The organism is Streptomyces sp. CA-179760 (genome assembly GCF_050937045.1).
GTDB lineage: Bacteria > Actinomycetota > Actinomycetes > Streptomycetales > Streptomycetaceae > Streptomyces.
On sequence record NZ_JBNJLZ010000001.1, the window covers coordinates 6,435,496 to 6,459,244 of the forward strand.

The 23,749-nt window shown below is 70.6% G+C and carries 21 protein-coding genes, 2 tRNA genes and 1 pseudogene; 14 read left to right on the plus strand and 10 right to left on the minus strand.

Translation table 11 applies throughout. The features are described from left to right. The first annotated feature begins 30 nt into the window (after positions 1-30). The 3 genes and pseudogenes from ACQEV8_RS29380 to ACQEV8_RS29390 all read left to right on the plus strand — a co-directional run bounded on the left by ACQEV8_RS29380 (position 31) and on the right by ACQEV8_RS29390 (position 2,312). Positions 31-104, plus strand: a tRNA-Met gene (locus ACQEV8_RS29380). 234 nt (positions 105-338) lie between these two features. After that, positions 339-2,158 (plus strand): annotated as a pseudogene (locus ACQEV8_RS29385) (tetratricopeptide repeat protein). A gap of 80 nt (positions 2,159-2,238) precedes the next feature. Then, positions 2,239-2,312 (plus strand) — tRNA-Met (locus tag ACQEV8_RS29390). 148 nt (positions 2,313-2,460) lie between these two features. On the opposite strand, the gene ACQEV8_RS29395 is transcribed toward ACQEV8_RS29390, so the two are convergent. From ACQEV8_RS29395 to hisN, 3 genes are all read right to left on the minus strand, one after another. Beyond that, positions 2,461-2,877, minus strand: a complete 417-nt coding sequence (locus ACQEV8_RS29395; protein ID WP_432966212.1) for a Fur family transcriptional regulator — start codon at positions 2,875-2,877, stop codon at positions 2,461-2,463. Between the two features lie 91 nt (positions 2,878-2,968). After that, entirely contained in the window at positions 2,969-3,361 is a 393-nt protein-coding gene (locus tag ACQEV8_RS29400) for a CBS domain-containing protein (RefSeq protein ID WP_432966215.1), read from the minus strand. Between the two features lie 131 nt (positions 3,362-3,492). Next, positions 3,493-4,293, minus strand: coding sequence for a histidinol-phosphatase (gene hisN / locus ACQEV8_RS29405; protein ID WP_432966218.1), 801 nt, complete (start codon positions 4,291-4,293; stop codon positions 3,493-3,495). Between the two features lie 357 nt (positions 4,294-4,650). Between hisN and ACQEV8_RS29410 the strand changes: the two genes are divergently transcribed. Next, positions 4,651-5,259, plus strand: a complete 609-nt coding sequence (locus ACQEV8_RS29410) for a TetR/AcrR family transcriptional regulator (RefSeq protein ID WP_432966221.1) — start codon at positions 4,651-4,653, stop codon at positions 5,257-5,259. Positions 5,260-5,266: 7 nt separating this feature from the next. Here the strand turns inward: ACQEV8_RS29410 and ACQEV8_RS29415 are convergent, their stop codons facing one another. The 4 genes from ACQEV8_RS29415 to ACQEV8_RS29430 all read right to left on the minus strand — a co-directional run bounded on the left by ACQEV8_RS29415 (position 5,267) and on the right by ACQEV8_RS29430 (position 8,913). After that, positions 5,267-5,590: a DMT family transporter gene (locus tag ACQEV8_RS29415; protein WP_193481056.1), complete on the minus strand. Its 324-nt coding sequence runs from the start codon at positions 5,588-5,590 to the stop codon at positions 5,267-5,269. Between the two features lie 106 nt (positions 5,591-5,696). Continuing rightward, the gene (rsgA, locus tag ACQEV8_RS29420; RefSeq protein WP_432966225.1) at positions 5,697-6,707 is read right to left on the minus strand and encodes a ribosome small subunit-dependent GTPase A; all 1,011 of its coding nucleotides are present in this window, start codon (positions 6,705-6,707) and stop codon (positions 5,697-5,699) included. Between the two features lie 17 nt (positions 6,708-6,724). Beyond that, entirely contained in the window at positions 6,725-8,065 is a 1,341-nt protein-coding gene (aroA, locus tag ACQEV8_RS29425; protein WP_432966228.1) for a 3-phosphoshikimate 1-carboxyvinyltransferase, read from the minus strand. 125 nt (positions 8,066-8,190) lie between these two features. Continuing rightward, positions 8,191-8,913: a M50 family metallopeptidase gene (locus ACQEV8_RS29430; protein WP_432966231.1), complete on the minus strand. Its 723-nt coding sequence runs from the start codon at positions 8,911-8,913 to the stop codon at positions 8,191-8,193. 50 nt (positions 8,914-8,963) lie between these two features. On the opposite strand from ACQEV8_RS29430, the gene ACQEV8_RS29435 reads away from it, so the two are divergent. The 10 genes from ACQEV8_RS29435 (at position 8,964) to ACQEV8_RS29480 (ending at position 19,075) form a co-directional block, all read left to right on the plus strand. Next, positions 8,964-9,779 (plus strand): SOS response-associated peptidase, encoded by an 816-nt coding sequence (locus ACQEV8_RS29435; RefSeq protein ID WP_432966234.1) that lies wholly within the window; start codon positions 8,964-8,966, stop codon positions 9,777-9,779. A gap of 10 nt (positions 9,780-9,789) precedes the next feature. Beyond that, positions 9,790-10,437, plus strand: coding sequence for an alpha/beta hydrolase family protein (locus ACQEV8_RS29440; RefSeq protein ID WP_432973078.1), 648 nt, complete (start codon positions 9,790-9,792; stop codon positions 10,435-10,437). Positions 10,438-10,693: 256 nt separating this feature from the next. Beyond that, positions 10,694-11,380: an RNA polymerase sigma factor SigR gene (sigR, locus tag ACQEV8_RS29445; RefSeq protein WP_432966237.1), complete on the plus strand. Its 687-nt coding sequence runs from the start codon at positions 10,694-10,696 to the stop codon at positions 11,378-11,380. Then, a complete protein-coding gene (gene rsrA / locus ACQEV8_RS29450; RefSeq protein WP_432966240.1) occupies positions 11,377-11,688 on the plus strand; it encodes a mycothiol system anti-sigma-R factor in 312 nt (103 codons plus the stop codon). The genes sigR and rsrA overlap by 4 nt, the downstream gene beginning before the upstream one ends. 162 nt (positions 11,689-11,850) lie before the next feature. Then, entirely contained in the window at positions 11,851-13,182 is a 1,332-nt protein-coding gene (locus ACQEV8_RS29455; protein ID WP_432966243.1) for an HD-GYP domain-containing protein, read from the plus strand. Beyond that, the gene (locus ACQEV8_RS29460; RefSeq protein ID WP_432966246.1) at positions 13,179-14,426 is read left to right on the plus strand and encodes an HD domain-containing protein; all 1,248 of its coding nucleotides are present in this window, start codon (positions 13,179-13,181) and stop codon (positions 14,424-14,426) included. The genes ACQEV8_RS29455 and ACQEV8_RS29460 overlap by 4 nt, the downstream gene beginning before the upstream one ends. A 117-nt stretch (positions 14,427-14,543) precedes the next feature. Then, the gene (locus ACQEV8_RS29465; protein ID WP_432973081.1) at positions 14,544-15,524 is read left to right on the plus strand and encodes a tetratricopeptide repeat protein; all 981 of its coding nucleotides are present in this window, start codon (positions 14,544-14,546) and stop codon (positions 15,522-15,524) included. Positions 15,525-15,682: 158 nt separating this feature from the next. Further along, positions 15,683-16,330: a peptide deformylase gene (gene def, locus ACQEV8_RS29470; RefSeq protein ID WP_432966249.1), complete on the plus strand. Its 648-nt coding sequence runs from the start codon at positions 15,683-15,685 to the stop codon at positions 16,328-16,330. Between the two features lie 295 nt (positions 16,331-16,625). Further along, complete coding sequence (gene cyc1, locus ACQEV8_RS29475; RefSeq protein WP_432966252.1) at positions 16,626-17,711, plus strand: epi-isozizaene synthase; 1,086 nt, start codon at positions 16,626-16,628, stop codon at positions 17,709-17,711. Further along, entirely contained in the window at positions 17,708-19,075 is a 1,368-nt protein-coding gene (locus ACQEV8_RS29480; protein ID WP_432966255.1) for a cytochrome P450, read from the plus strand. The genes cyc1 and ACQEV8_RS29480 overlap by 4 nt, the downstream gene beginning before the upstream one ends. 12 nt (positions 19,076-19,087) lie before the next feature. On the opposite strand, the gene ACQEV8_RS29485 is transcribed toward ACQEV8_RS29480, so the two are convergent. From ACQEV8_RS29485 to ACQEV8_RS29495, 3 genes are all read right to left on the minus strand, one after another. Continuing rightward, positions 19,088-20,050, minus strand: coding sequence for a GlxA family transcriptional regulator (locus tag ACQEV8_RS29485; RefSeq protein WP_432966258.1), 963 nt, complete (start codon positions 20,048-20,050; stop codon positions 19,088-19,090). 248 nt (positions 20,051-20,298) lie between these two features. Further along, positions 20,299-21,303 carry a ribonucleotide-diphosphate reductase subunit beta gene (locus tag ACQEV8_RS29490; protein ID WP_432966261.1) on the minus strand — a complete coding sequence of 335 codons (1,005 nt, stop codon included), beginning with the start codon at positions 21,301-21,303 and terminating at the stop codon, positions 20,299-20,301. A 56-nt stretch (positions 21,304-21,359) separates the two neighbouring features. Further along, positions 21,360-23,720: a ribonucleoside-diphosphate reductase subunit alpha gene (locus ACQEV8_RS29495; RefSeq protein ID WP_432966264.1), complete on the minus strand. Its 2,361-nt coding sequence runs from the start codon at positions 23,718-23,720 to the stop codon at positions 21,360-21,362. Positions 23,721-23,749: the final 29 nt, after the last annotated feature.

Below are 23,749 nucleotides of genomic sequence, written 5' to 3' on the forward strand. Positions count from 1 at the left end.
CGCGCCGTGATACGGTTGTGAACACAACGGCGCGGGGTGGAGCAGCTCGGTAGCTCGCTGGGCTCATAACCCAGAGGTCGCAGGTTCAAATCCTGTCCCCGCTACTGAAATCGCGAAGTCCAAGTGACGGAGCGACATCGAAGGCCCGGATTCCACAAAGGAATCCGGGCCTTCGTGATGTGTGAACGCATGTGCTGGTGGGGGCTGCGGCCGTGCCGCCGGGGGGAGTTGGGCAATCTGTGTTTGACTTGTCTCTCTGTGGGCATGTCGACAAAACGCTGTAGTGACCTCAATGGCTGCGGTATACCAGGTGTACCCAGGTTGCAGGTGGTGCGACGATGGACGTTATGGGGGACAAGGCAACTCTGTTCGAGACAGGGCGTTTTGTGCAGCCTTCCAGCCGGGAGGACACCGACACCCCGGACGAGACCGGGGAAATCGCCGATGAGGCGGCCGAGGAGCTGCGTCAGCGACTCGCCGCCGAGACCGGCGAGGTAGAGGCGATGAGTGTCCTCGGGGCCATGCTGCTGCGCCGTGGTGATCTCGACGGCGCCGAACCTCATCTGCGTGCCGCCACCGCCGCGGGCGACCGGGCCGCGGCCAACAACCTGGGAGTCCTGCTCCACCAGCGGGGATACGCCGACGAGGCCGCCGGATGGTGGCGGATCGCCGCCGTCGCCGGATCCACGGCAGCCGCGCACGCCCTTGGGCGGCACCACCGCGAGCGCGGCGACGAACCCGCCGCCGAGTACTGGCTGCGCCAGTCCGCGGAACAGGGCCACACCCTGGGCGCGTACGCCCTCGCCGACCTGCTGGAGCATCGCGGCGACGCCGGGGCCGAGCACTGGATGCGGGCCGCGGCCGAGCGCGGGCATCGGGAGGCGGCGTACCGGCTGGCGCGGGCGCTGGACCGCAAGGGGGCGCGGGACGCCGACGACGATGGCGCGTCCGTGCCGGACGAGGCCGAGCAGTGGTACCGGCAGGCCGCCGCGCGCGGGCACCGGCGTGCCGCGCTGCACCTCGGGACGATCCTGGAGAAGCGCGGCGAGCTCAAGGAGGCCGGGCGCTGGTACCTGACGTCGGCCAAGGAGGGCGAGGCGCGGGCGGCTTGCGCGCTCGGGTTCCTGCTGCGCGACGCAGGCGACACCGAGAACGCCGCCGTGTGGTGGCTGCGCGCCGCTCAGGACGGCGACGGCAATGCGGCGAACGCGCTGGGCGCGCTGCATGCCGAGCGGGGCGAGACCCAGACCGCCGAGCGGTGGTACCGGGCCGCGATGGACGCGGGCGACGTCAACGGCGCGTACAACCTCGGTTTGCTCTGCGTCGAACAGGGGCGCACCCCGCACGCCGAGCAGTGGTACCGGCGCGCGGCCTACGCCGGGCACCAGGAGGCCGCGAACGCGCTGGCGATCCTGCTGCTGCGGGCCGGGGACGAGACGGGCGCGGAGCCGTGGTTCTCCAAGGCGGCGGAGGCCGGGAGCGTGGACGCCGCTTTCAACCTGGGCATCCTCCATGCCGGACGGGGCGAGGAGCAGGCCGCGCTGCGCTGGTACGAGCGGGCCGCCGCCGCGGGGCACACAGAGGCCGCGCTGCAGGTCGGCATGGCGCTGCTGCGGGACGGTGAGGGCCAGGAGGCGGAACGGCACCTGCGGTGTGCGGCCGGGGGCGGGAGCGCCGAGGCCGCGTACCGGCTGGCGACCGTGCTCGACGCGCGTCGGCCGCCGGAGCCGGCGCATGAGCTCGGGGAGCCGGTGCACCAGCGGAGCGAGTGCGAGGAGTGGTACGAGCGGGCGGCCTCGCAGGGGCACCGGCGGGCGCAGGTGCGGGTCGGCATGCACGCCGCGGCCCGGGGGACGTCGTCGAGGCGGCTCGGTGGTACCGGGAGGCGGCCGAGGCCGGGTCCCGCAACGGCGCGTTCAATCTGGGGCTGCTGCTGGCCCGGGAGGGCAGCGAGCCAGAGGCCGCGGTGTGGTGGACCCGGGCGGCCGATGCGGGGCACGGGCGGGCGGCGTTGCGGCTGGCCCTCGTCTACGCGCGTCGGGGAGAGCTGGCGGAGGGGCAGCGATGGGCCGACCGGGCGGTGTCTCTCGGGCCTGAGTCCGTCGCGGAGCGGGCGGCTCGGCTGCGGGACGCGTTGCGGCAGGAGCTGTCGGCGTAGAGCCGGACCGGGCTGCGAGACGCCGCCGCGTAAGCGATTTGCATCCGGCCTCTGCGTTCGCGTAACGTTGCATTCATCGCCGCGGGGTGGAGCAGCTCGGTAGCTCGCTGGGCTCATAACCCAGAGGTCGCAGGTTCAAATCCTGTCCCCGCTACTGAAGGCCGAGGGCCGGAATCCGAAAGGGTTCCGGCCCTCGGTGTTTGTGCGGCTCTAGGTGTTTGTTCAGGGCTGCGACTCATCGTCTCCTCGAACGGACAAGCCCCGGCATCGATCGATGCCGGGGCTTGTCGGGAAGAGCGGGGCTAGGCGGCCGCGCAGTTCGGGCAGACTCCGCGGTACGTCAGCTCGACGTCGGAGACCGTGAAGCCGAAGCGCTCCGAGTCGGGGAGGTCCGCCAGCGGGTTGCCGATGGGGTGGACGTCCCGGATCGCGCCGCACTGGGCGCAGACCAGATGGTGGTGCGGCTGGTGGGCGTTCGGGTCGTACCGCTTGGCGCGCTGATCGGTGGAGACCTCGAGCACCTCGCCGAGGGACACGAGCTCGCCGAGCGTGTTGTAGACGGTCGCCCGGGAGATCTCGGGCAGCTTGGCGACGGCCCGGGCGTGGACCTCGTCGGCCGTCAGATGGACGTGTTCGCCGTCGAGGACCTCGGCCACGACACGCCGCTGCGCGGTCATCCGCCATCCGCGTCCGCGCAGCCGTTCCAGAAGGTCACTCATAGCCACCAGCCTAACAGCAAAACGGACCAGGTCCCGAACAGGTGTGAAATTAGAACCTAGCCCGTTTTAGACGTTGTCTACTGTGAGGCTGTCAGGCGGGTACCTGCTGGCGAGCCGGTACCCAGCAGCGGATGATGTCGCGGACCGAGACGATGCCGGCGGGCTCGTCGTCGTCCAGCACGATGAGGTGGCGGAAACCGCCGTGCGCCATGGCCCGTGCCGCCTCCTCCAGGGTCCAGGCCGGAGCCGCGAACACGACGTCGGTGGTGGTGTGGGCGTGGGCGAGTTCCGTGTCCGGGTCCTGGCCCCGGCCCACGGAGTTGAGGACGTCGCGTTCGGTGAGGATGCCGATGCCGCCGGCGTCGGGGTCGTGGACCACGGCCGCCCCGACCCGACGCGCGGACATCAATGCGGCGGCCTGGCGAAGGGTGTGGGTCGGGCCGATGGTGAGGACGACGGTGGTCATGGCGTCTCGGACGAGCATGGGTGGAGCCACCTCCTGGGAGTGAACCCGCCGTTTGTTCAGCGTTTCACAAGTTCACAAGATGGGGGACTCTCAGGGTGGCAGGTAAAGGGAGAGTCAACAAGGGGGCGCTCGGTAACAGCGGGGCGCGCTCAGTAGCGCTGGTTGAGATATCCGAGCAACTCGTCGTGCAGCAGACCGTTCGACGCGGCCGCGTCGCCGCTGTGCGGGCCGGGGCGGGCGTCGAGTCCGGTGAAGGTGCCGCCGGCCTCCGTGACGATGATCGCGGTGGCGGCCATGTCCCACAGCGACAGCTCCGGCTCGGCGCACATGTCGACGGCGCCTTCCGCGACCATCATGTACGGCCAGAAGTCGCCGTACGCGCGCGTGCGCCACACCTCTCGGGTGAGGTCCAGGAAGCCGTCCAGACGGCCCTGCGCCTCCCAGCCGCTGAGCGACGAGTACGCGAAGGAGGCGTCGGCGAGCTTGTTGACGCGGGAGACGTTCAGGCGGGAGGCCTTGGTGAGGCTGCGGCCGGTGAAAGCGCCATGGCCCTTCGCGGCCCACCAGCGGCGGCTCAGGGCAGGGGCGGAGACGACGCCGACGACGGGCTGGAAACCGCCCTCGCCGGCCTCCATCAGAGAGATGAGGGTGGCCCAGACGGGGACGCCGCGTACGTAGTTCTTGGTGCCGTCGATCGGGTCGATGACCCAGCGGCGGGGGCCGGTGCCCTCGACGCCGTACTCCTCGCCGAGGATCGCGTCCCGTGGGCGGGCGCGCTGGAGCTGGCCGCGGATGAGCTCCTCCGCGGCCTTGTCCGCTTCGCTCACCGGCGTCATGTCCGGTTTGGTCTCGACCTTGAGGTCGAGGGCCTTGAACCGGTCCGTCGTCGCGGCGTCGGCGGCGTCGGCGAGGACGTGGGCGAGACGCAGATCGTCGAGGTAGTCGGGCATGCAACGAACCTATCTGCCGAGGTGGGGGTGGGGCTACAGGGGGTTTGTGCCGGGGTGTGGGGGCGTTGTGGTCGCCCGGCGTGCGGCGGGGCCCGGCGTGGGGGCAGGGGGCGTGTGTGTCCTGGCGGCATCGGGGTGTTCGGCGTGGGGGCTGGGGGCGGGTGGGTGCGCGACCCGGCGCGGCGGGGTGCCGCCGCGCCCACCCGTGCCGCCCTTGGCGGCACGATGCCCGCAGCTGGGGCGAGCCGACCCGCGCAGGTCGGCTCAAAGGCGCCCCCGTGTGCCCCCGTGGACTCTTGACAGTGGTTGCAGGCGCGTCAAACCTGGGCGCAGAGCCGCTGGCCCCAAGGGGAGGCAATGATGCCTGCAGCGCGGGAATCTCTGTTGGACGCCGCCTACGCGGCGCTGGCGCGCCGGTCGTGGTCCGCCGTGCGGATGGTGGACGTGGCCCTGGCGGCCGGAGTGTCGCGGCAGACGCTGTACAACGAGTTCGGCAGCAAGGACGGCCTCGCCCGGGCACTCGTGAGGAGAGAGGCCGACGGGTACCTCGCCGGCGTGGACCGCGCGCTCGCCGGCCACAGCGACCTCCGCGACCGCCTCACCGCCACCGCCGAGTGGACCACGTCGGCGGCCCGCGAGAACGCCCTGGTCCGCGCCATGCTCACCGGCTGCTGGAGCGAACGGCTGCCCTCGCCGACCCTCTCGGCCGTGCCGTCCACCACCGCCGCACCCGCCCAGCGCCGCGCCGACGGTCCGCTGCCCTCACCCGGCGACCTGGTCACCCTCATCCGCGACCGGGCCGTCACCGTCCTGTCCGCACCTGGTACGCCCAAGTCCGACACCGCCGACCTGGCCCGCTCCTGCGAACTCGCCGTCCGGCTCGCCCTGTCCTGTGTGGCCGCGCCACCCGGCGAGGGCGGCGTCACGGACCTGGTCCACAGCGCCCTGCATCGGCAGTCCGGGTGACAGGGCGTCAGTGCGCCGAACCCGACAACTGCAGCCCGATCACGCCGACGATGACGAGACTGATCGACACCAGCTTCAGCGTCGACACCAGGTCGCCCAGGAACACCATGCCGTAGATCGCCGTGCCCGCCGCCCCGATCCCGGTCCACACCGCGTACGCGGGGCCCACGTCGAGTCTCCTCAGAGCCAGGGTCAGCAGCCCGAAACTGCCGAGGGCGAAGACGCAGAACGCGACTGTCGGCCAGAGCCGGGTGAAGCCGTGTGACAGCTTCAGACACACGGCGAAGCCGGTCTCCAGCAACCCGGCCACGATGACCAGCAGCCACGCCATGAGCCGTTCCTCCCGTGTCCCACGTTCAGTGACCGCATGCATTCGGCTTGGTGCGACTAGTGATTATGCACTTACCGTCCACGCGCCACGACAAACAACGCTGAGGTCAGTCGCCTTCCTTCCGCTCCCGTGTGGCCAGCAGCCGCCGCAGCGAGTACAGCCGCGCCGGGTCCGCGTGCCCCTCGGCCACCCACGCGTCCAGCGCGCAGTCCTGCTCGTCGTGGCTGCACGCGCGCGGGCAGCCCTCGGTGCCCGGCTCCAGGTCGGGAAAGGCGTGGATGACCCGGGAGGGGTCCACGTGGTGCAGACCGAAGGACCGCAGGCCCGGGGTGTCGATCACCCAGCCGTCGTCGTCCGACAGCGGCAGCGCCAGGGCGGACGTGGTGGTGTGCCGGCCGCGGCCCGTCACCGCGTTCACATGCCCGGTCGTACGCCGCCGCTCCTGCGGCACCAGCGCGTTGACCAGGGTCGTCTTGCCGACCCCGGAGTGACCGACGAACGCGGTGATCTTGCCGTCGAGCTGCTCCCGCACCCGGGCGACGGCGACGCCGCTGTCCAGTTCCCCGCGGCTCGTGACGACGTAGGGGATGTCGAGGTCGCCGTACAGCTCCAGCAGCTTGTCGGGCGGGGCCAGGTCCGACTTGGTCAGCACCAGCAGCGGTTCCAGGCCACCGTCGTAGGCCGCGACCAGACAGCGGTCGATCAGGCGCGGGCGGGGCTCCGGGTCGGCCAGGGCGGTGACGATGGCCAGCTGGTCGGCGTTGGCGACGACCACGCGCTCGAACGGATCGTCGTCGTCCGCGGTCCGTCGCAGCACGGAGGTGCGCTCCTCGATGCGGACGATCCGGGCGAGGGTGTCCTTCTTGCCGGACAGGTCGCCCACGAGGGCCACGCGGTCGCCGACCACGGCGGCCTTGCGGCCCAGCTCGCGGGCCTTCATCGCCATCACCACATGGTCCTCGACGAGGCAGGTGAGCCGGCCCCGGTCGACGGTGAGGACGAGGCCCTCGGCGGCGTCCTCGTGCTTGGGCCTGATGTTCGTCCGGGGCCGGGTGTTCCGGCGGCCGGGGCGGGTGCGGATGTCGTCCTCGTCGGTGTGCTTGCCGTAGCGGCGCATGACGTGATCCCTGCGTCCTACGCCCCGAGCATCCCGGTCCACAGATCGGGGAAGTCGGGCAGGGTCTTGGCCGTCGTCGCCACGTTCTCGATCTCAACTCCCTCGACCGCGAGTCCGATGATCGCGCCGGCCGTGGCCATGCGGTGGTCGTCGTACGTGTGGAAGATCCCGCCGTGCAGCCGGCGCGGGCGGATGTGCAGGCCGTCGGCGGTCTCCGTCACGTCGCCGCCGAGCTCGTTGATCTCCTTCGTCAGCGCGGCCAGCCGGTCCGTCTCGTGCAGCCGCAGATGGGCCACTCCGCGCAGGGTCGAGGGGGAGTCGGCGAGGGCCGCGACCGCCGCGATGCCCGGCGTCAGCTCGCCGACCTCGCTCAGGTCGACATCGATGCCATGGACCGAGCCGGTGCCGGTGAACGCGAGTCCGTACTCGGTCAGTTCGCAGGAGCCGCCCATCTCGGTGAAGATCTCGCGCAGCCGGTCACCGGGCTGGGTGGTGCGGGCCGGCCAGGCCGGGACGACGACCTTGCCGCCGGTCACCAGCGCGGCCGCCAGGAAGGGCTGGGCGTTGGACAGGTCCGGCTCGATGACCAGGTCCCGGCCGAGCAGGGCGCCCGGCGTGACCCGCCAGACGTTCGGCTCGCCGCCCGACTCGGGCGTGTCCACCTGAGCGCCGACCGCGCGCAGCATGTCGACGGTCATGCGGATGTGCGGCATGGAGGGCAGTGTGCTGCCGGTGTGGCGGACCTCGACGCCCTGGTTGAAGCGCGGCCCGGACAGCAGCAGCGCGCTCACGAACTGCGAAGAGGAGGACGCGTCGATCGAGACCTGGCCGCCCTCCAGGGCACCGCTGCCGTGCACGGTCATCGGCAGCGCGCCGCGGCCGTCGTCGTCGATCCGGGCGCCGAGCTGGCGCAGCGCGTCGATGACTCCGTTCAGGGGACGCTCGTACGAGCGAGGGTCGCCGTCGAACCGGACGGGACCGTCGGCGAGCGTGGCGACCGGGGGCAGGAACCGCATCACCGTGCCGGCGTTGCCGACGTCGACCGTGGCCGGTCCGCGCAGGCCCGTGGGGAGCACACGCCAGGCCTCGCCGATGCCGTCGGGGCCCCCCGCGACGGAGGAGCTCGACGACACCGTCTCCTCGATCTCGATACCCATCGCGCGCAGCGCACCGGCCATCAGCAGGGTGTCGCGGGAACGCAGCGGGCGGCGCAGCCAGCCGGGCTCGGAGGCGAGGGAGGCGAGTACCAGGGCGCGGTTGGTGACGGACTTGGACCCGGGCACGTGGACCGTCGCGTCGACGGCTCCGCTCGCGTGCGGGGCGGGCCAGAGGGCGGTGTCTTGGGTGTTCGGGGCCATGGCCCCACTTTATAAGTAGGCCGTCGTTCGGGTGCGGCGCCGTTGGGGCCGTTCGCGCCCACGCGGCGGAGCCGCACATCGACACAGTCCCGCGCCCCCCCATGAACGCGCCCCCTCGGGGCACGTCATAGCCCGAGCAGCCAGCGCCCTCCCCCGATCAGCGAGCACAGCGACACCGCGTGGAACAGGAAGAACCACAGCCCCGCCGGTACGTGCGTCAGCCGCGACAACTGGTCCGCGTCCGAGTCGCCCGCCCCGCCCCGGGCCCGCTTCGCCTGGAGTTCGAAGGCCGGGCGGACCCCGCCCAGCAACAGGAACCACACCACCACGTACGCGAACGCGGCCTGCACCTGAGGGCCGGCCAGCCAGGACACCAGGACGAACAGGCCACCGGTGACGATCATGGTCAGGGCGCCGTACGCGTTGCGGATCATCACGAGCATGATCAGGAGCAGGGCGGTGGCCAGCCACAGCAGGAGCGTGATGTGGCCGGCGCCCAGCAGGGCCGCTCCGCCGAGGCCCAGCAGGGGCGGTGCGGTGTAGCCGGCGGCGGCCGTGAGGATCATGCCGATGCCGTGCGGCTTGCCGCGGCTGACGGTCAGGCCGCTGGTGTCCGAGTGCAGCCGTATGCCGGTGAGGGTGCGGCCGGTGAGCAGGGCCACGAGCCCGTGGCCGCCCTCGTGGGCGATGGTGATGGCGTTGCGGGAGACGCGCCACAGGCCGTGCGGGATCACCACGGCGAGCGCGGCGGCCAGAGTCGCGATCACCACCCACAGGTCGGGGTCGGGCTGCGTGCCGGAGACCTCGTCCCAGAGGGAGGCGAGCGAGGCGGTAGCGGTGCTGTCCATGTGCGGCGTTGGCTCCCTGTGGTCGGATGGAATCTGGCAGTGTGGCACGTATGTGCGGACGGTATTCAGCGAGTCGCAGGCCAGAGGATCTCGCAGGAATCTTTGAGATCGAGAAGTGGGAGCCCGAGGAGACCCTCGAGCCGGACTACAACGTGGCACCCACCAAAGAGGTCTACGCCGTCCTCGACCGCCCTCTGAAAGACGTGGACGACCCGCGGCCGGTTCGGCAGCTGCGGAAGCTGAAGTGGGGACTCGTCCCGTCCTGGTCGAAGACCCCCGAGGGCGGCGCCCGGATGATCAACGCCCGCGCGGAGACCGTCCACGAGAAGCCGTCCTTCCGCCGTGCCTTCACCTCCCGGCGCTGCGTCCTGCCCGCCGACGGCTACTACGAGTGGGTCACCGGCACGCAGGAGCGCGAGCTGGAGGTCGAGGGGAAGAAGAAGCGGCCCCGCAAACAGCCGTACTTCGTGACTCCGGCGGACGGGTCGGTCTTCGCCATGGCCGGGCTGTACGAGTTCTGGCGGGACCGGACGCTGCCCGACGACCATCCGCAGTCCTGGTGGGTGACGTGCTCCGTCATCACCACCGAGGCCGAGACGAGCCCGCTGGCGGTGTCCCCGGCGGACGGCCCCCGGGCCCTGGCCGAGATCCACCCCCGGATGCCGCTGATGCTCACGCCCGACCGCTGGGACGCCTGGCTGGACCCGTCCCGCACGGACCCCGACGGCCTGCGCGAGCTGCTGGCCCCGCCGCCCGCCGGGCTGATGCGCGCCTACCCGGTCACCACGGCCGTCAGCAACGTCCGCAACAACGGGCCGGAGCTGCTGAAGGAGCTGGAAGGACCCGAAGAGGGCACACTCTTCTGACGTGACGCATGTGACGAGAGCGACCAGCACGGCCACCGAGACCGTCGAGACCGACGCCGGAACCGCCCGCATCACCTGGCACCGGGCGAAGAAGGCGCGGCTCGTGCTCGCCGTCAGCCACGGCGCGGGCGGCGGCATCGAGGCCCGCGACCTGAAGGCCCTGGCCGAGGTCCTGCCCGCGCACGGCGTGACCGTGGCCCGTGTGGAGCAGCCCTGGCGGGTGGCCGGGAAGAAGCTGGCCCCCGCGCCCAAGACCCTGGACGTCGGCTGGCGCGGCATCTGGCCCGCCCTGGCCGAGCCGGGCCTGCCGGTGATCTCCGGCGGACGCAGCGCCGGGGCCCGGGTCGCCTGCCGTACCGCCACCGAGCTGGGCGCGCACGCTGTCCTGGCCCTCAGCTTCCCCCTCCATCCACCGGGGAAGCCGGAGAAGTCCAGGGCCGGCGAACTGCTCGGTTCCGGGGTGCCCACCCTGGTCGTCCAGGGCGGGAACGACCCCTTCGGGAAGCCGGAGGAGTTCCCCGCGGGCTCGTACGAACTCGCCGAGGTGCCGTACGGCGATCACGGCTTCGCCGTCCCCAAACGTGCGGAGATCTCGCAGGACGAGGCCGTGAAGCTCATCACGGACGCGGTCCTGGAGTGGACCGGGTCACTCGGGTGAAGCTCCGGGAATGCCGGGACGGCGAGCACTGTTGTGCGGGACGTACGTGCTGGAGACCAGCACAGACGCCGTAGGAGAGGAAGTCCGCCGCATGGGTTCGACCATCTGCCCGAGCCGCAGCAGCCGCGCCGACCTGGAGTGGACGGTGCTGCACGCGGCCAGGACCGCCCCTGTTCGGGCGGCGGGCGGACCGGATCGTCGTCTATCCTCCGATTCGGGTGAGACCGGTCTCGGTCTCACGAGAACACTCGAGGAGGTGGGTCCGGTCACTGGGACCGACGCAGGGACCGAACACGGCCAGGCGGAGCAGCCCGAGGGCCAGGGCGGCACGGGCGCGGAGACGGCCGCGGAGCGCAGTGCGCGCTTCGAGCGGGACGCGCTCGAGTTCCTCGACCAGATGTACTCGGCGGGGCTGCGCATGACGCGCAACCCGGCCGACGCCGAGGACCTGGTGCAGGAGACGTACGCCAAGGCGTACGCGTCCTTCCACCAGTTCCGCGAGGGCACCAACCTCAAGGCGTGGCTGTACCGGATCCTCACCAACACCTTCATCAACTCGTACCGCAAGAAGCAGCGCGAACCTCAGCGCTCCGCGGCCGAGGAGATCGAGGACTGGCAGCTCGCCCGCGCCGAGTCGCACATGTCGACGGGCTTGCGCTCCGCGGAGTCGCAGGCGCTCGACCACCTGCCCGACTCGGACGTGAAGGAAGCACTCCAGGCGATTCCCGAGGAGTTCCGCATCGCCGTGTATCTCGCGGACGTGGAGGGCTTTGCCTACAAGGAGATCGCCGACATCATGGGGACACCCATCGGTACGGTGATGTCCCGGCTGCACCGGGGCCGCCGTCAGCTGCGCGGCATGCTGGAGGACTACGCCCGCGACCGTGGGATGGTCCCGGCCGGCGCCGGAGAGTCGAACGAAGCGAAAGGCTCGGGGTCATGAGCTGCGGAGAGCCGCACGAGACGGATTGCAGCGAAATCCTCGATCATCTCTACGAGTTCCTCGACCGTGAGATGCCGGACTCGGACTGCGTGAAGTTCGAGCACCACTTCGAGGAATGCTCGCCCTGCCTCGAGAAGTACGGGCTCGAGCAGGCTGTGAAGAAGCTCGTCAAGCGCTGCTGCGGGCATGACGACGTGCCGGGTGACCTGCGGGCCAAGGTCATGGGACGGATCGACCTGATCCGTTCCGGCCAGGCGGTCCCCGATCAGGACGTCACGGCCTCGCCGGCCTCGCCGCAGGAATCCTGACACTCCTGCGCTTTTCAACTACCCCGCCTCTCCAGGGGTAGTCATCCTCAAGTCACTCTCGAACGCGTCACTCGAACGTGCTAATCCACGGGCTTTCGGCCCGTGGAGCCCCCCACTGCCGTCCTAGGCTCCGGGCCTGACGGACATGGCCGGGAGGGGCTCATGGAAGCGGTTTCGGCGCGGGCACGGATGTATGTCGCCGCTGTCGTCGTCGCCGCCCTGTGCTGTCTGCTCCCACTGCCCGGCGTCCGTACGCCCTGGTGGGCCGTCGCGCTGCTCGCCGCGCTGTACGCCGGGTGCGAGCGCGTCGCCCGGTCCCGGTTCGTCGGCATCTCGCACCCGGCCGGGACCTTCTATCCCGTGCTCCTCGCCGGCGCCTTCCTGCTTCCGGCGCCCGCCGCCGCCCTAGTCGCCGTGCCCGCCGCGCTGCTCGCGCCCGTCGGGCAGCGGCCCTTTACGTTGCGGCGGATCTGGCGGGCCGCCCAGCTCGTCCTCGGCGTGTGGGCCGCGGCCCGGGTGCACTGGGCGCTCGGCGGGCGGGACGCGGTCGTCACGGGCGACGTCCCCTACGCGCTCGGGCCGGCCGGGGCCGCCGTGCTGGCGTTCTGCCTGGTGCTCGCGCTGCTGGACGGCGGGATCCTCGCTGCGGCCGAGCGGGTGCCCGTGCGGCGCGCCTGGCGGGGGCTGGTGGCGCGCTCGCTCGCGCCGATCGCCGTGCACGGGCTCGCCGGGCTGATGATGGCCGTCCTGTGGCGCAGCCCGTACGGTCCCGTGGCCGCGCTGCTCGTGCTGCTGCCGATGTGTGTGTCGTGGTGGGCGTTCGCCCAGTACCACCGGGAACGGGCCGCCCACCAGGCAACCATCCGGGCACTGGTCCAGGCCGTCGACATCAAGGACGGGTACACGCGCGGGCACAGCGAGCGCGTCGGACAGGCCTCCATGATGATCGCGCGCGAGCTGGGCATGGACGACGAGCGCGTCGAGGTGCTCCGCTTCGCCGGGATCCTGCACGACGTCGGCAAGCTGGGCGTGCCCACCCGGCTGCTCAGGAAGAACGGGCCGCTGACCCCCGAGGAACGGCGCGTGATCGAACTGCACCCCGAGTACGGGCACGAGATGGTGCGCGGAATCGGCTTCCTCGGCGAGGCCCGCGCCGCCGTACTGCACCACCATGAACGGCTGGACGGCAGCGGCTATCCATACGGACTGGTGGGCCGTCAGATCCCGGAGTCCGCACGGGTCGTGGCCGTCGCCGACGCCTTCGACGCCATGACCTCCACCCGCAGCTACAGCAGGGCCCGCCCCGTCGCGGTGGCACTGGAGGAACTGGAGCGGTGCGCGGGCAGCCACTTCGACCCCGTGATGGTCACGGCCCTGGTCGAGGCCGTACGGCGGGCGGGCTGGCATCCCGCGGTGACCGCCGACGACGCCCACACGCCCCGGGTGCCCCCGCCCGGCACACCCGTCTCCAGCCGGCCGGGAGCACACCGATGAGCGCGTGCGGGGCGCCTCTCCTGCGCACCCTTGTCCACGCCTGCGCCGCCCTCCTCGCTACCGGCTCCCTCGCCGCCACCCTCTACAACGGACTCGAGGAACGCCGCGTCGCCCTCGCCTTCGGGGTCCTCGTCACCGTCGGTGAGCTCACCCGGCGCAACGGCGCGCGGATCCGGGAACCGGCCCCGCTCGGGGCAGCGGCGGCCCTGTCGTACGCGCTGCTCGGGGAGGCCGGCGGGCGGGCCACGCACCACGGCCTCTCCCAGGTCGTCGCCGTCGTACTGGCCGCCTCGCTGCTCGGCAGCGTGCCGCACGTAGCGCGCGGACAGGGGCCCACCCTCGACCACCTGGCGCGCCGCATGCTCACCGTCGGATTCGTCGCCGTGTGCTTCCAGCCCCCGTACAACCGGGGGATGTTCGACGACTGGGGCGGACCCGCCTACGCGCTGCTGCTGCTCGCACTGCTGTGCCTGACCGCGCTGTGCGACGCGGTGCTCGCCGCCGCCCTGGCCCACTCGCGCACCGGCTGGCCCTTCGGCCCGGTGCTGCGGGACGAGCTGCGGGCCGTGTGCGGCATCGGGTCCGCCGTCATCGCGACCGGTGCGGTGATGGCCCTCGCGGTCGCCGTGGTCGGGCTGTGGGCGCTGCCCGTCTTCTCCGTGCCGCTGCTGCTCGCCCAGATGTCGTTCCGGCGGTACGCCGCCGTCCGGGCCACCTACGGGCAGACCATCGCCTCCCTCGCGCGGGCCACCGAGGTCGCCGGCTGCACCCCCTGCGGGCACGCCCGGCGCGTCGCCGCGCTCGGCCAGGCGGTGGGGCGGGACCTGGGCCTGACCGAGCCCGAACTGGCTGTGCTGGAGTACGCCGCGCTCATGCACGACATCGGCCAGCTGAGCCTCGTCGACCCGGTGCCGGCGGGCGCCACCGCCGACCTGCCCGCCGCGGAGCAGCGGCGGATCGCGCTGCTCGGTGGTGCCGTCGTACGGCAGACGGGGGTCGACGAGGCGGTCGCCGTGGTCGTGGAGCGGCAGGCCGACCCCTACGCCGAGCAGCCGCTCGCCGCGCGAATCGTCCGGGCCGTGAACGCGTACGAGGAGAAGTCCAGGGAAGGCGGGCCCGGCGGGCCGCTGACGGCGCTGGAGGAACTCCGGCTCGCCACCGCCGGGAAGTACGCGCCGGAGGTGGTGGAATCAATGGCCCGGGTACTGGCAAGGAGCAGTCTGACTCTGCCCGTGGCTGGGTAACCCATGGGTAATGAGCGACTCGGAGGCCGTACGTGGTTGGATGCGAAGGAGAAGGTGTCCGGGGGCTCGAAACACAGCTACGGCCAGCCCACCGCACGGAACTGGCAGGCGGGAATCGTGAGGATCTTCGGCAAGGGACGGCACCGGCCCTCCGCCTCCTGGCGGCAGGCCACAGACCGGGCGTTCACACTTATCGGCGACGGTAGGTACGAGGACGCGGGCGCACTGTTGACACGTGCCGCCGACCTGGAGCCCTGGTTGTCCGAGTCGTGGTTCAACCTCGCCCTGCTGCACAAGTTCCGGCACGACTGGGAGCAGGCGCGGGCGGCGGGCCTGAGGGCCGTGGCCCTGCTCGACCGGGACACCGGTGCGCCCGACTGGTGGAACGTCGGCATCGCCGCGACCGCCCTCCAGGACTGGCCGCTGGCCCGGCGCGCCTGGCAGGCCTATGGGCTGCGGATGCCGGGTTCGGCCATCGCCGCCGGCGAGCCCGTCGGCATGGACCTCGGCAGCGCGGCCGTGCGGCTGTCCCCGGAGGGGGAGGCCGAGGTCGTGTGGGGGCGGCGGCTGGATCCCGCGCGGATCGAGGTGCTGTCCATTCCGCTGCCGTCGTCGGGGCGGCGCTGGGGCGAGGTCGTCCTGCACGACGGGGTGCCGCACGGGGAGCGGACCACGGCCGCCGGGCACACGTACCCGGTGTTCGATGAGATCGAGCTCTGGGCGCCGTCGCCGGTGCCGACCTGGGTGGTGCTGCTGGAGGCGGCGACCGAGTCCGACCGGGACGCGCTGGAGCAGCTGGCGGGTGACGCCGGGTTCGCGGCGGAGGACTGGTCTTCCTCGGTGCGGTTGCTGTGCCGGATGTGTTCCGAGTCCCGGATGCCGTCGGACGAGGGTGACGGGGAGCACCTCGACCCGCATGATCACAGTGAGCCGGGGCATCCCGGGCCGCTGGGGCATCGGACGGACGGGCAGCTGTGGGTGCCGGAGCGGGAGTGCGGGCTGGCCGCTCCGGCTTCGCTGGTTCGAGGGTTGCTGGACGGGTGGGTGGCTGACAGTCCGGATTCTCGGGACTGGCGGGATCTGGAAGAGGTCTGCTGAGACCGTCTTGTCGGCCGCGGCGCCGTCGTGGTTGTTCGCGCCCACGCGGCGGAGCCGCAGATCGATACAGCCCCGCCCCCAAGCAAAAGAATGGCGTGCGACACCGGCGTAGTCTGTATCCGCATCCCATTTTTTGTGCAGGAAGGCGTACGTACGTCATGGCTCAGCAGGACACCGATCAGCAGCCCGGCGTGCTCCCCGTCGATGACGAGGGGTACGTGATCGACACGGAGGACTGCGAGGAGCGCGAGGCGGCCTGGCGGGAGCGGGGGAACTCGCGGCCGATCACGGTGGTCGGGAACCCGGTGCTGCACAAGGAGTGCAAGGACGTCACCGAGTTCGGCGAGGAGTTCCAGCAGCTCGTCGCGGACATGTTCGCCAGCCAGCGCACCGCCGAGGGAGTGGGCCTGGCCGCCAACCAGATCGGTGTCGACCTGAAGGTCTTCATCTACGACTGCCCCGACGACGAGGGTGCCCGCCACACCGGTGTGATCTGCAACCCCAGGCTCGTCGAACTGCCCGCCGAGAACCGCCGGCTGGACGACAGCAACGAGGGCTGCCTGTCGGTGCCCACCGCGTACGCGCCGCTCGCCCGGCCCGACTACGCCGAGGTGACCGGGCAGGACGAGAAGGGCAACCCGATCAAGGTGCGCGGCACCGGATACTTCGCTCGGTGTTTGCAGCACGAGACCGACCACCTCTACGGCTACCTGTACATCGACCGGCTCTCCAAGCGGGAGCGCAAGGACGCGCTGCGGCAGATGGCCGAGAACGAGCCCCGCTACCCCGTGGTCGCGAACGACTGAGACCTCACACGCACCAGGCGAACGGCGTCTGTTCGGGAATCCCGTCCCGAACAGACGCCGTTCGCCTGTGTCGTTCGCCTGTCCGTCGCACGTTCGATCGCTTCTGCTCTCCTGGTGATCCGTCACCAGTCACACACCGGGAGGATCCCGGCACTGTGGGGTAGTGAATGAAGCAAATGCGTTCCCAGAACGGTCAGTTGTAGTGCTGAATGGGATGAGCGGGGTATGCAACGGCGCACGCCCGGCACGAAGGGAGGGGCGCCCGCGCCAACTGGCGGCTGAGAGGGGTTAGTTCGTGCATGCTTTGCCAGACGGCACCACATCGGCACCTACCACCATCGCAGTTCCACCGTCGCTCTCTCTACCGGTGATCGAGGCGGCGTTTCCCCGGCAACTCCACCCGTATTGGCCGAAGTGCCAGGAGAAGACCCGGGCCTGGCTGCTCGAAAAGCGGCTCATGCCCGCGGACAAGGTGGAGGAATATGCCGACGGCCTTTGCTACACCGACCTCATGGCGGGGTACTACATCGGTGCCTCCGACGAGGTCCTTCAGGCGATCGCCGACTACAGCGCCTGGTTCTTCGTCTGGGACGACCGGCACGACCGCGACATCGTGCACGGCCGTCCCATCGCCTGGCGGCGGCTGCGGGACCGGCTCCACACGGCCCTCGACTTCCCCGGGGCGCATCTGCACCACGAGGACCCACTGGTCGCCGGGTTCGCGGACAGTGTGTCGCGGCTGTACGCGTTCCTGCCGAGGACGTGGAACCTCCGGTTCGCCCGGCACTTCCACGCGGTGGTCGACGCCTACGACCGGGAGTTCCACAACCGCACCCACGGAATCGTGCCCACGGTCGACGAGTATCTCCGGTTGCGCCGGCTCACCTTCGCTCACTGGATATGGACGGACCTACTGGAGCCGGCCGCGGGGTGCGAGATACCCGACCCTGTCCGGAAACACCCGGCATACCGGCGGGCGGCGCTGCTGAGTCAGGAATTCGCGGCCTGGTACAACGATCTGTGCTCCCTTCCCAAGGAAATAGCGGGCGACGAGGTGCACAATCTCGGAATCAGTCTCATCACCCATGAGGGGCTGACTCTGGAAGAGGCTGTCATGGACCTCAGGAGCCGTGTCGAGAATTGCATCACGGAATTCATCGAAGTCGAGCATGAAGCATTGCGGTTCGCCGACGACCTCGCCGACGGCACCGTGCGGGGAAAAGAACTGAGCGCCGCCGTGCGGGCCTGCCTGAGCAATATGCGCAACTGGTTCAGTTCCGTCTACTGGTTCCACCACGAGTCCGGCCGGTACACGGTCGACAGCTGGGACGACCGGTCCACGCCCCCGTACGTCAACAACGAAGCGGCAGGTGAGAAATGACCGTCGAGTCCGTGCAACCCGAAGCCCTGGCTCCGGATCTGCGTGAGCCGCCCCGGGCGGGCGGCGGTGTCCCCGGCCTCGGCCATGGCTGGAAGCTCGTGCGCGACCCACTGGCGTTCATGTCCCGGCTGCGCGACCACGGCGACGTGGTCCGCCTGAAGCTCGGGCCGAAGACCGTGTACGCCGTCACCACCCCCGAACTCACCGGCGCGCTGGCGCTGAGCAACGACTTCATCATCGCCGGGCCGCTCTGGGAGTCCCTGGAGGGCCTGCTCGGCAAGGAGGGCGTGGCCACGGCGAACGGGCCGCGGCACCGGCGCCAGCGGCGCACCATCCAGCCCGCCTTCCGGCTCGACGCCATCCCCGGTTACGGGCCGATCATGGAGGAGGAGGCGCACGCGCTGACCGAGCGCTGGACGGCGGGAGAGACCGTCGACTGCACCTCCGAGTCCTTCCGGGTGGCCGTGCGCATCGCGGCCCGCTGTCTGCTGCGCGGCGCCTCCATGGACGAGCGGGCGGAGCGGCTGTGCGTCGCGCTCGCCACCGTCTTCCGCGGGATGTACCGGCGGATGGTGGTCCCGCTCGGGCCGCTCTACAAACTGCCGCTCCCCGCCAACCGCGAATTCAACCGGGCATTGGCCGATTTGCATCTTCTGGTCGATGAGATCGTCGTCGAGCGCCGGGCATCCGGTCAAAAGCCGGACGATTTGCTGACGGCATTGCTGGAGGCGAAGGACGAGAATGGTGACCCCATCGGGGAACAGGAGATCCATGATCAGGTCGTCGCGATCCTCACTCCCGGCAGCGAAACCGTCGCCTCCACGATCATGTGGCTGTTGCATATGCTTGCGGAACACCCTGAACAGGCGGACCGGGTGCGTGACGAAGTAGAAGCCGTCACCGGTGGGAGGCCGGTGGCATTCGAGGACGTCCGGGGGCTCAGGCACACCAACAATGTCGTCGTCGAGGCTCTGCGTTTGCGCCCCGCCGTCTGGATTCTGACGCGCCGGGCGGTACGGGACACGGAACTCGGTGGATACCGGATTCCGGCCGGGGCAGACATCGTCTACAGCCCGTACGCGATCCAGCGCGACGCGAAGTCGTACGAGCGGAACCTCGAGTTCGACCCCGACCGGTGGCTGCCGGACCGGGTCAAGGACATCCCGAAGCACGCCATGAGCCCGTTCAGCACGGGCAACCGCAAGTGCCCGAGCGATCACTTCTCGATGGCCCAGCTGACGCTGATCACGGCGGCGCTGGCCACGAAGTACCGGTTCGAGCAGGTGGCCGGTTCGGACGACGCCACGCGGGTCGGCATCACGCTCCGGCCGAACGACCTGCGGGTGCGGCCGGTGCCGAGGTGAGCGGCAGGTGGGTCAGGCCGCTTCGGGGCCTCTGAACGTGCGCCGGTAGGCGTTCGGCGTGGTCCCGACCGCCCGGACGAAGTGGTGGCGCAGCGTGGCCGCGTTGCCGAACCCCGTTCGACCGGCGATCGCGTCCATCGTCTCGTCCGTCGCCTCCAGAAGCCGCTGGGCCAGCAGCACGCGCTGGCGCAGGACCCAGCGGTAGGGAGTCGTCCCCGTCTCCTGCTGGAAGCGGCGGGCGAAGGTGCGCGGGGACATGTGGGCGTGGGCGGCGAGCTGCTCGACGGTGACCTCCTCGTCGAGATGGCGCTCCATCCACGCCAGTACGTCGCCGATCGTCTCGCCCTCGGGGTGGGGGAGCGGGCGCTCGATGTACTGGGCCTGGCCGCCGTCACGGTGCGGCGGTACCACCATCCTGCGGGCGATCTTGTTGGCGACCTCGGAGCCCTGCTCCTTGCGCACCAGGTGCAGGCAGGCGTCGATGCCGGCGGCTGTGCCGGCGGAGGTGATCACCGGGTCCTCGTCGACGTAGAGGACGTCCGGCTCGACGACCACGCGCGGGTACTGCCGGGCGAGGTCCTTCGCGTGTTTCCAGTGCGTGGCGCAGCGGCGGCCGTCCAGCAGCCCGGCCGCGGCCAACACGAAGACGCCGGAGCACACGCTCAGCACCCGGGCACCGCGGTCGACCGCGCGACGCAGGGCGTCCAGGAGCTCCGGGGGAAAGTCCCGGTACGCGTAGGTGTGCCCGGCCGGCACGGCGATGAGATCGGCCGTCTCCAGCCGCTCCAGGCCGTGCTCGGCCTGGAGCGAGAGGCCCGAGTTCATGCGCAGCACCGGGCCCTCGGCCGAGGCGACGGCGAAGTCGTAGACCGGCAGGCCTTCGTCGCTCCGGTCGGTGCCGAAGACCTCGCACACCACACCCAGTTCGAAGGGATTCACGCCGTCGAGCAGGGCGACGGCCACGTTCTGGAGCATGTCTCCAGTGTGCCTCGCCCGTGGCAGTAATTCGAGGGCCTACGGCAGTACTGCCACTGACGGTAAGGAGTCATCGGCGCGACAGTGGTGTCCATGGAAACGAACCAGGTACAGACACTCATCGCAATGATCTTCGTACTGGGGACGCTGGTCCTCCTGGTCCTCCCATCAGTGATCGGCATCGTGCGCGACAGGCGCGTCGACCGTCAGATCAGGGAGGCCCAGGAGGCCCGGGAGAGCGAGCGGGCTCAGAAGTCCTCGTCCAGGTCGACGGTGCCCTCCACCGCCACCTGGTACGCCGAGGGGCGCCGCTCGAAGAAGTTGGTCAGCTCCTGAACGCCCTGCAGCTCCATGAAGGAGAAGGGGTTCTCGGAGCCGTACACCGGAGCGAAGCCGAGCCGGGCGAGCCGCTGGTCGGCGACGCACTCCAGGTACTGCCGCATCGACTCGGTGTTCATGCCCGGGAGGCCGTCACCGCACAGGTCGCGCGCGAACTGCAGCTCGGCCTCGACGGCCTCCCGCAGCATGTCCGTGACCTGCTGCTCGAGCTGGTCGTCGAAGAGCTCCGGCTCCTCCTTGCGGACGGTGTCGACCACCTCGAAGGCGAAGGACATGTGCATCGTCTCGTCCCGGAACACCCAGTTGGTGCCCGTGGCCAGGCCGTGCAGCAGGCCCCGGCTGCGGAACCAGTACACGTAGGCGAAGGCACCGTAGAAGAACAGGCCCTCGATGCACGCCGCGAAGCAGATCAGGTTGAGCAGGAACTTGCGGCGGTCGGCCTTGGACTCCAGACGGTCCAGCTTGTCGACCGAGTCGATCCACTTGAAGCAGAACTCGGCCTTCTCACGGATCGACGGGATGTTCTCGACGGCGTCGAACGCGGCGGCGCGGTCCTCCGGGTCGGGGAGGTAGGTGTCGAGCAGCGTCAGATAGAACTGGACGTGCACGGCCTCCTCGAAGAGCTGCCGGCTCAGGTAGAGCCGCGCCTCGGGGGAATTGATGTGCTTGTACAGCGTCAGCACGAGGTTGTTCGCGACGATCGAGTCGCCCGTCGCGAAGAACGCCACCAGTCGGCCGATGAGGTGCTGCTCCATCGGGGTCAGCTTGGCGAGGTCGGCGACGTCCGAGTGGAGGTCGACCTCCTCCACGGTCCAGGTGTTCTTGATGGCGTCCCGGTAGCGCTCGTAGAAGTCCGGGTAGCGCATGGGGCGCAGGGTGAGCTCGAAGCCGGGGTCGAGGAGATTCTGAGTCATAGCAGTCGGCGCGAAGCGCCGTCCTCCAGGGGTGGCGGTCAGGTGGCGGGTGGGAATTACTGGCAGGCTTCGCAGGACTCGGGGTTTTCCAGGGAGCAGGCGACCGCTTCGGGGTCCGGGGTGGTGGCCTGCGCGGGGACGGCGGCCTGTGCCGCGCGGGCGATGCGGGTCGCCGGGCGCGAGCGCAGGTAGTACGTCGTCTTCAGCCCGGCCTTCCAGGCGTACGCGTACATCGAGGAGAGCTTGCCGATGGTCGGCGTCTCCATGAAGAGGTTCAGGGACTGGGACTGGTCCAGGAACGGCGTCCTGGCCGCCGCCATGTCGATCAGGCCGCGCTGCGGGACCTCCCACGCCGTGCGGTAGAGCGCCCGTACGTCCGCGGGGATCCAGGCGAAGTCCTGCACCGAGCCACTCGCCTCGCGCAGCGCCTCCCGGCTGCGGGCGTCCCACACGCCGAGCCGCTTCAGCTCGTCCACCAGGTAGGAGTTGACCTGGAGGAACTCACCGGACAGCGTCTCGCGCTTGAACAGGTTGGACACCTGCGGCTCGATGCACTCGTACACGCCCGCGATGGAGGCGATCGTGGCCGTGGGCGCGATGGCGAGGAGCAGGGAGTTGCGCATGCCCGTCGCGGCGATGCGCTCGCGCAGGGCCGCCCAGCGCTCGGGCCAGGTCAGCTCCACGTCGTAGTGGTCGGGGTGCAGCACGCCCCTGGCCGTACGGGTCTTCTCCCAGGCCGGCAGCGCGCCGTTGCGCTCGGCCAGGTCGGCGGAGGCCTCGTACGAGGCGAGCATGACGCGCTCGGCGATACGGGTGGAGAGCGCCTTGGCCTCGGGCGAGTCGAAGGGCAGGCGCAGCTTGAAGAAGACGTCCTGCAGGCCCATGGCCCCGAGGCCGACCGGACGCCAGCGGGCGTTGGAGCGGCCCGCCTGCTCGGTCGGGTAGAAGTTGATGTCCACGACCCGGTCGAGGAAGGTCACGGCCGTACGGACGGTCTCGTCCAGCCGCTCCCAGTCGATGTCCCCGCGGGTCTGGTCGACGAAGGCGCCGAGGTTGACCGAGCCCAGGTTGCAGACCGCCGTCTCCCCGTCGTCGGTGACCTCGAGGATCTCCGTGCAGAGGTTGGAGGAGTGCACGACGTGGCCCGGCTCGGCCGTCTGGTTGGCGGTGCGGTTAGAGGCGTCCTTGAAGGTCATCCAGCCGTTGCCGGTCTGCGCGAGGGCGCGCATCATGCGGCCGTACAGCTCACGGGCCGGCAGGGTCTTCTTCGCCAGGCCCTTCGCCTCGGCCGCCCGGTACGCGGCGTCGAACTCCTCGCCGAACAGGTCGACCAGCTCGGGCACGTCCGAGGGGGAGAACAGCGACCACTGTCCGTCGGCGTTGACCCGCCGCATGAACTCGTCCGGCACCCAGTGCGCGAGGTTCAGGTTGTGGGTACGGCGGGCGTCCTCGCCGGTGTTGTCGCGCAGTTCCAGGAACTCCTCGATGTCGGAGTGCCAGGTCTCCAGGTAGACCGCGGCCGCGCCCTTGCGGCGGCCGCCCTGGTTCACGGCGGCGACCGACGCGTCGAGGGTCTTCAGGAACGGGACGATGCCGTTGGAGTGGCCGTTGGTGCCCCGGATCAGCGAACCGCGGGAACGGATACGGGAGTACGACAGTCCGATGCCGCCCGCGTGCTTCGACAGCCGCGCCACCTGGTGGTACCGGTCGTAGATCGAGTCCAGCTCGTCCTTGGGGGAGTCGAGGAGGTAGCAGGACGACATCTGGGGGTGCCGGGTGCCGGAGTTGAAGAGGGTGGGGGAGGAGGGGAGGTAGTCGAGGCGGCTCATGAGCCCGTAGAGCGCGGCGACCTCGTCGACGGACTGTGCCGTGTCGTTCTCGGCGAGACCGGCGGCGACACGCAGCATGAAGTGCTGGGGCGTCTCGACGACCTTGCGGGTGATCGGGTGGCGGAGCAGGTAGCGGCTGTGCAGGGTCCGCAGGCCGAAATAGCCGAAGCGGTCGTCGGCGGCCCGGTCGATCAGCGCGTCCAGCCGGGCGGCGTGCAGGCGCACGAACTCGGCGGTCCGGTCGGCGATCAGGCCCTCCCGGTGGCCGACCGCGACGGACTCGGTGAAGGAGGTGACACCCTGCGAGGCGGCCTCGGCGCGGATGCCGATCGTCAGCAGCCGCGCGGCCAGCCGGGAGTAGGCGGGGTCCTCGGAGATGAGGCCGGCGGCCGACTCCGTCGCGAGCTCGCGCAGCTCCGTCTCGTCCGCCCGCGCGGACCGGCCGCGCAACGCGGCGGCGGCGACCCGGCCGGGGTCGGCGTCGGGGAGATCGGCGGTCAGCTCGGTCAGGGTCCGCAGCAGCGCGGCACCGGGGCCGTCGTGCTCTTCTTCGGAAGCTGAGACCGGTTCGGCTGGCGCGATGGTCACGTGGGGCTCTCCCTCGCTCGGCAAGGGGC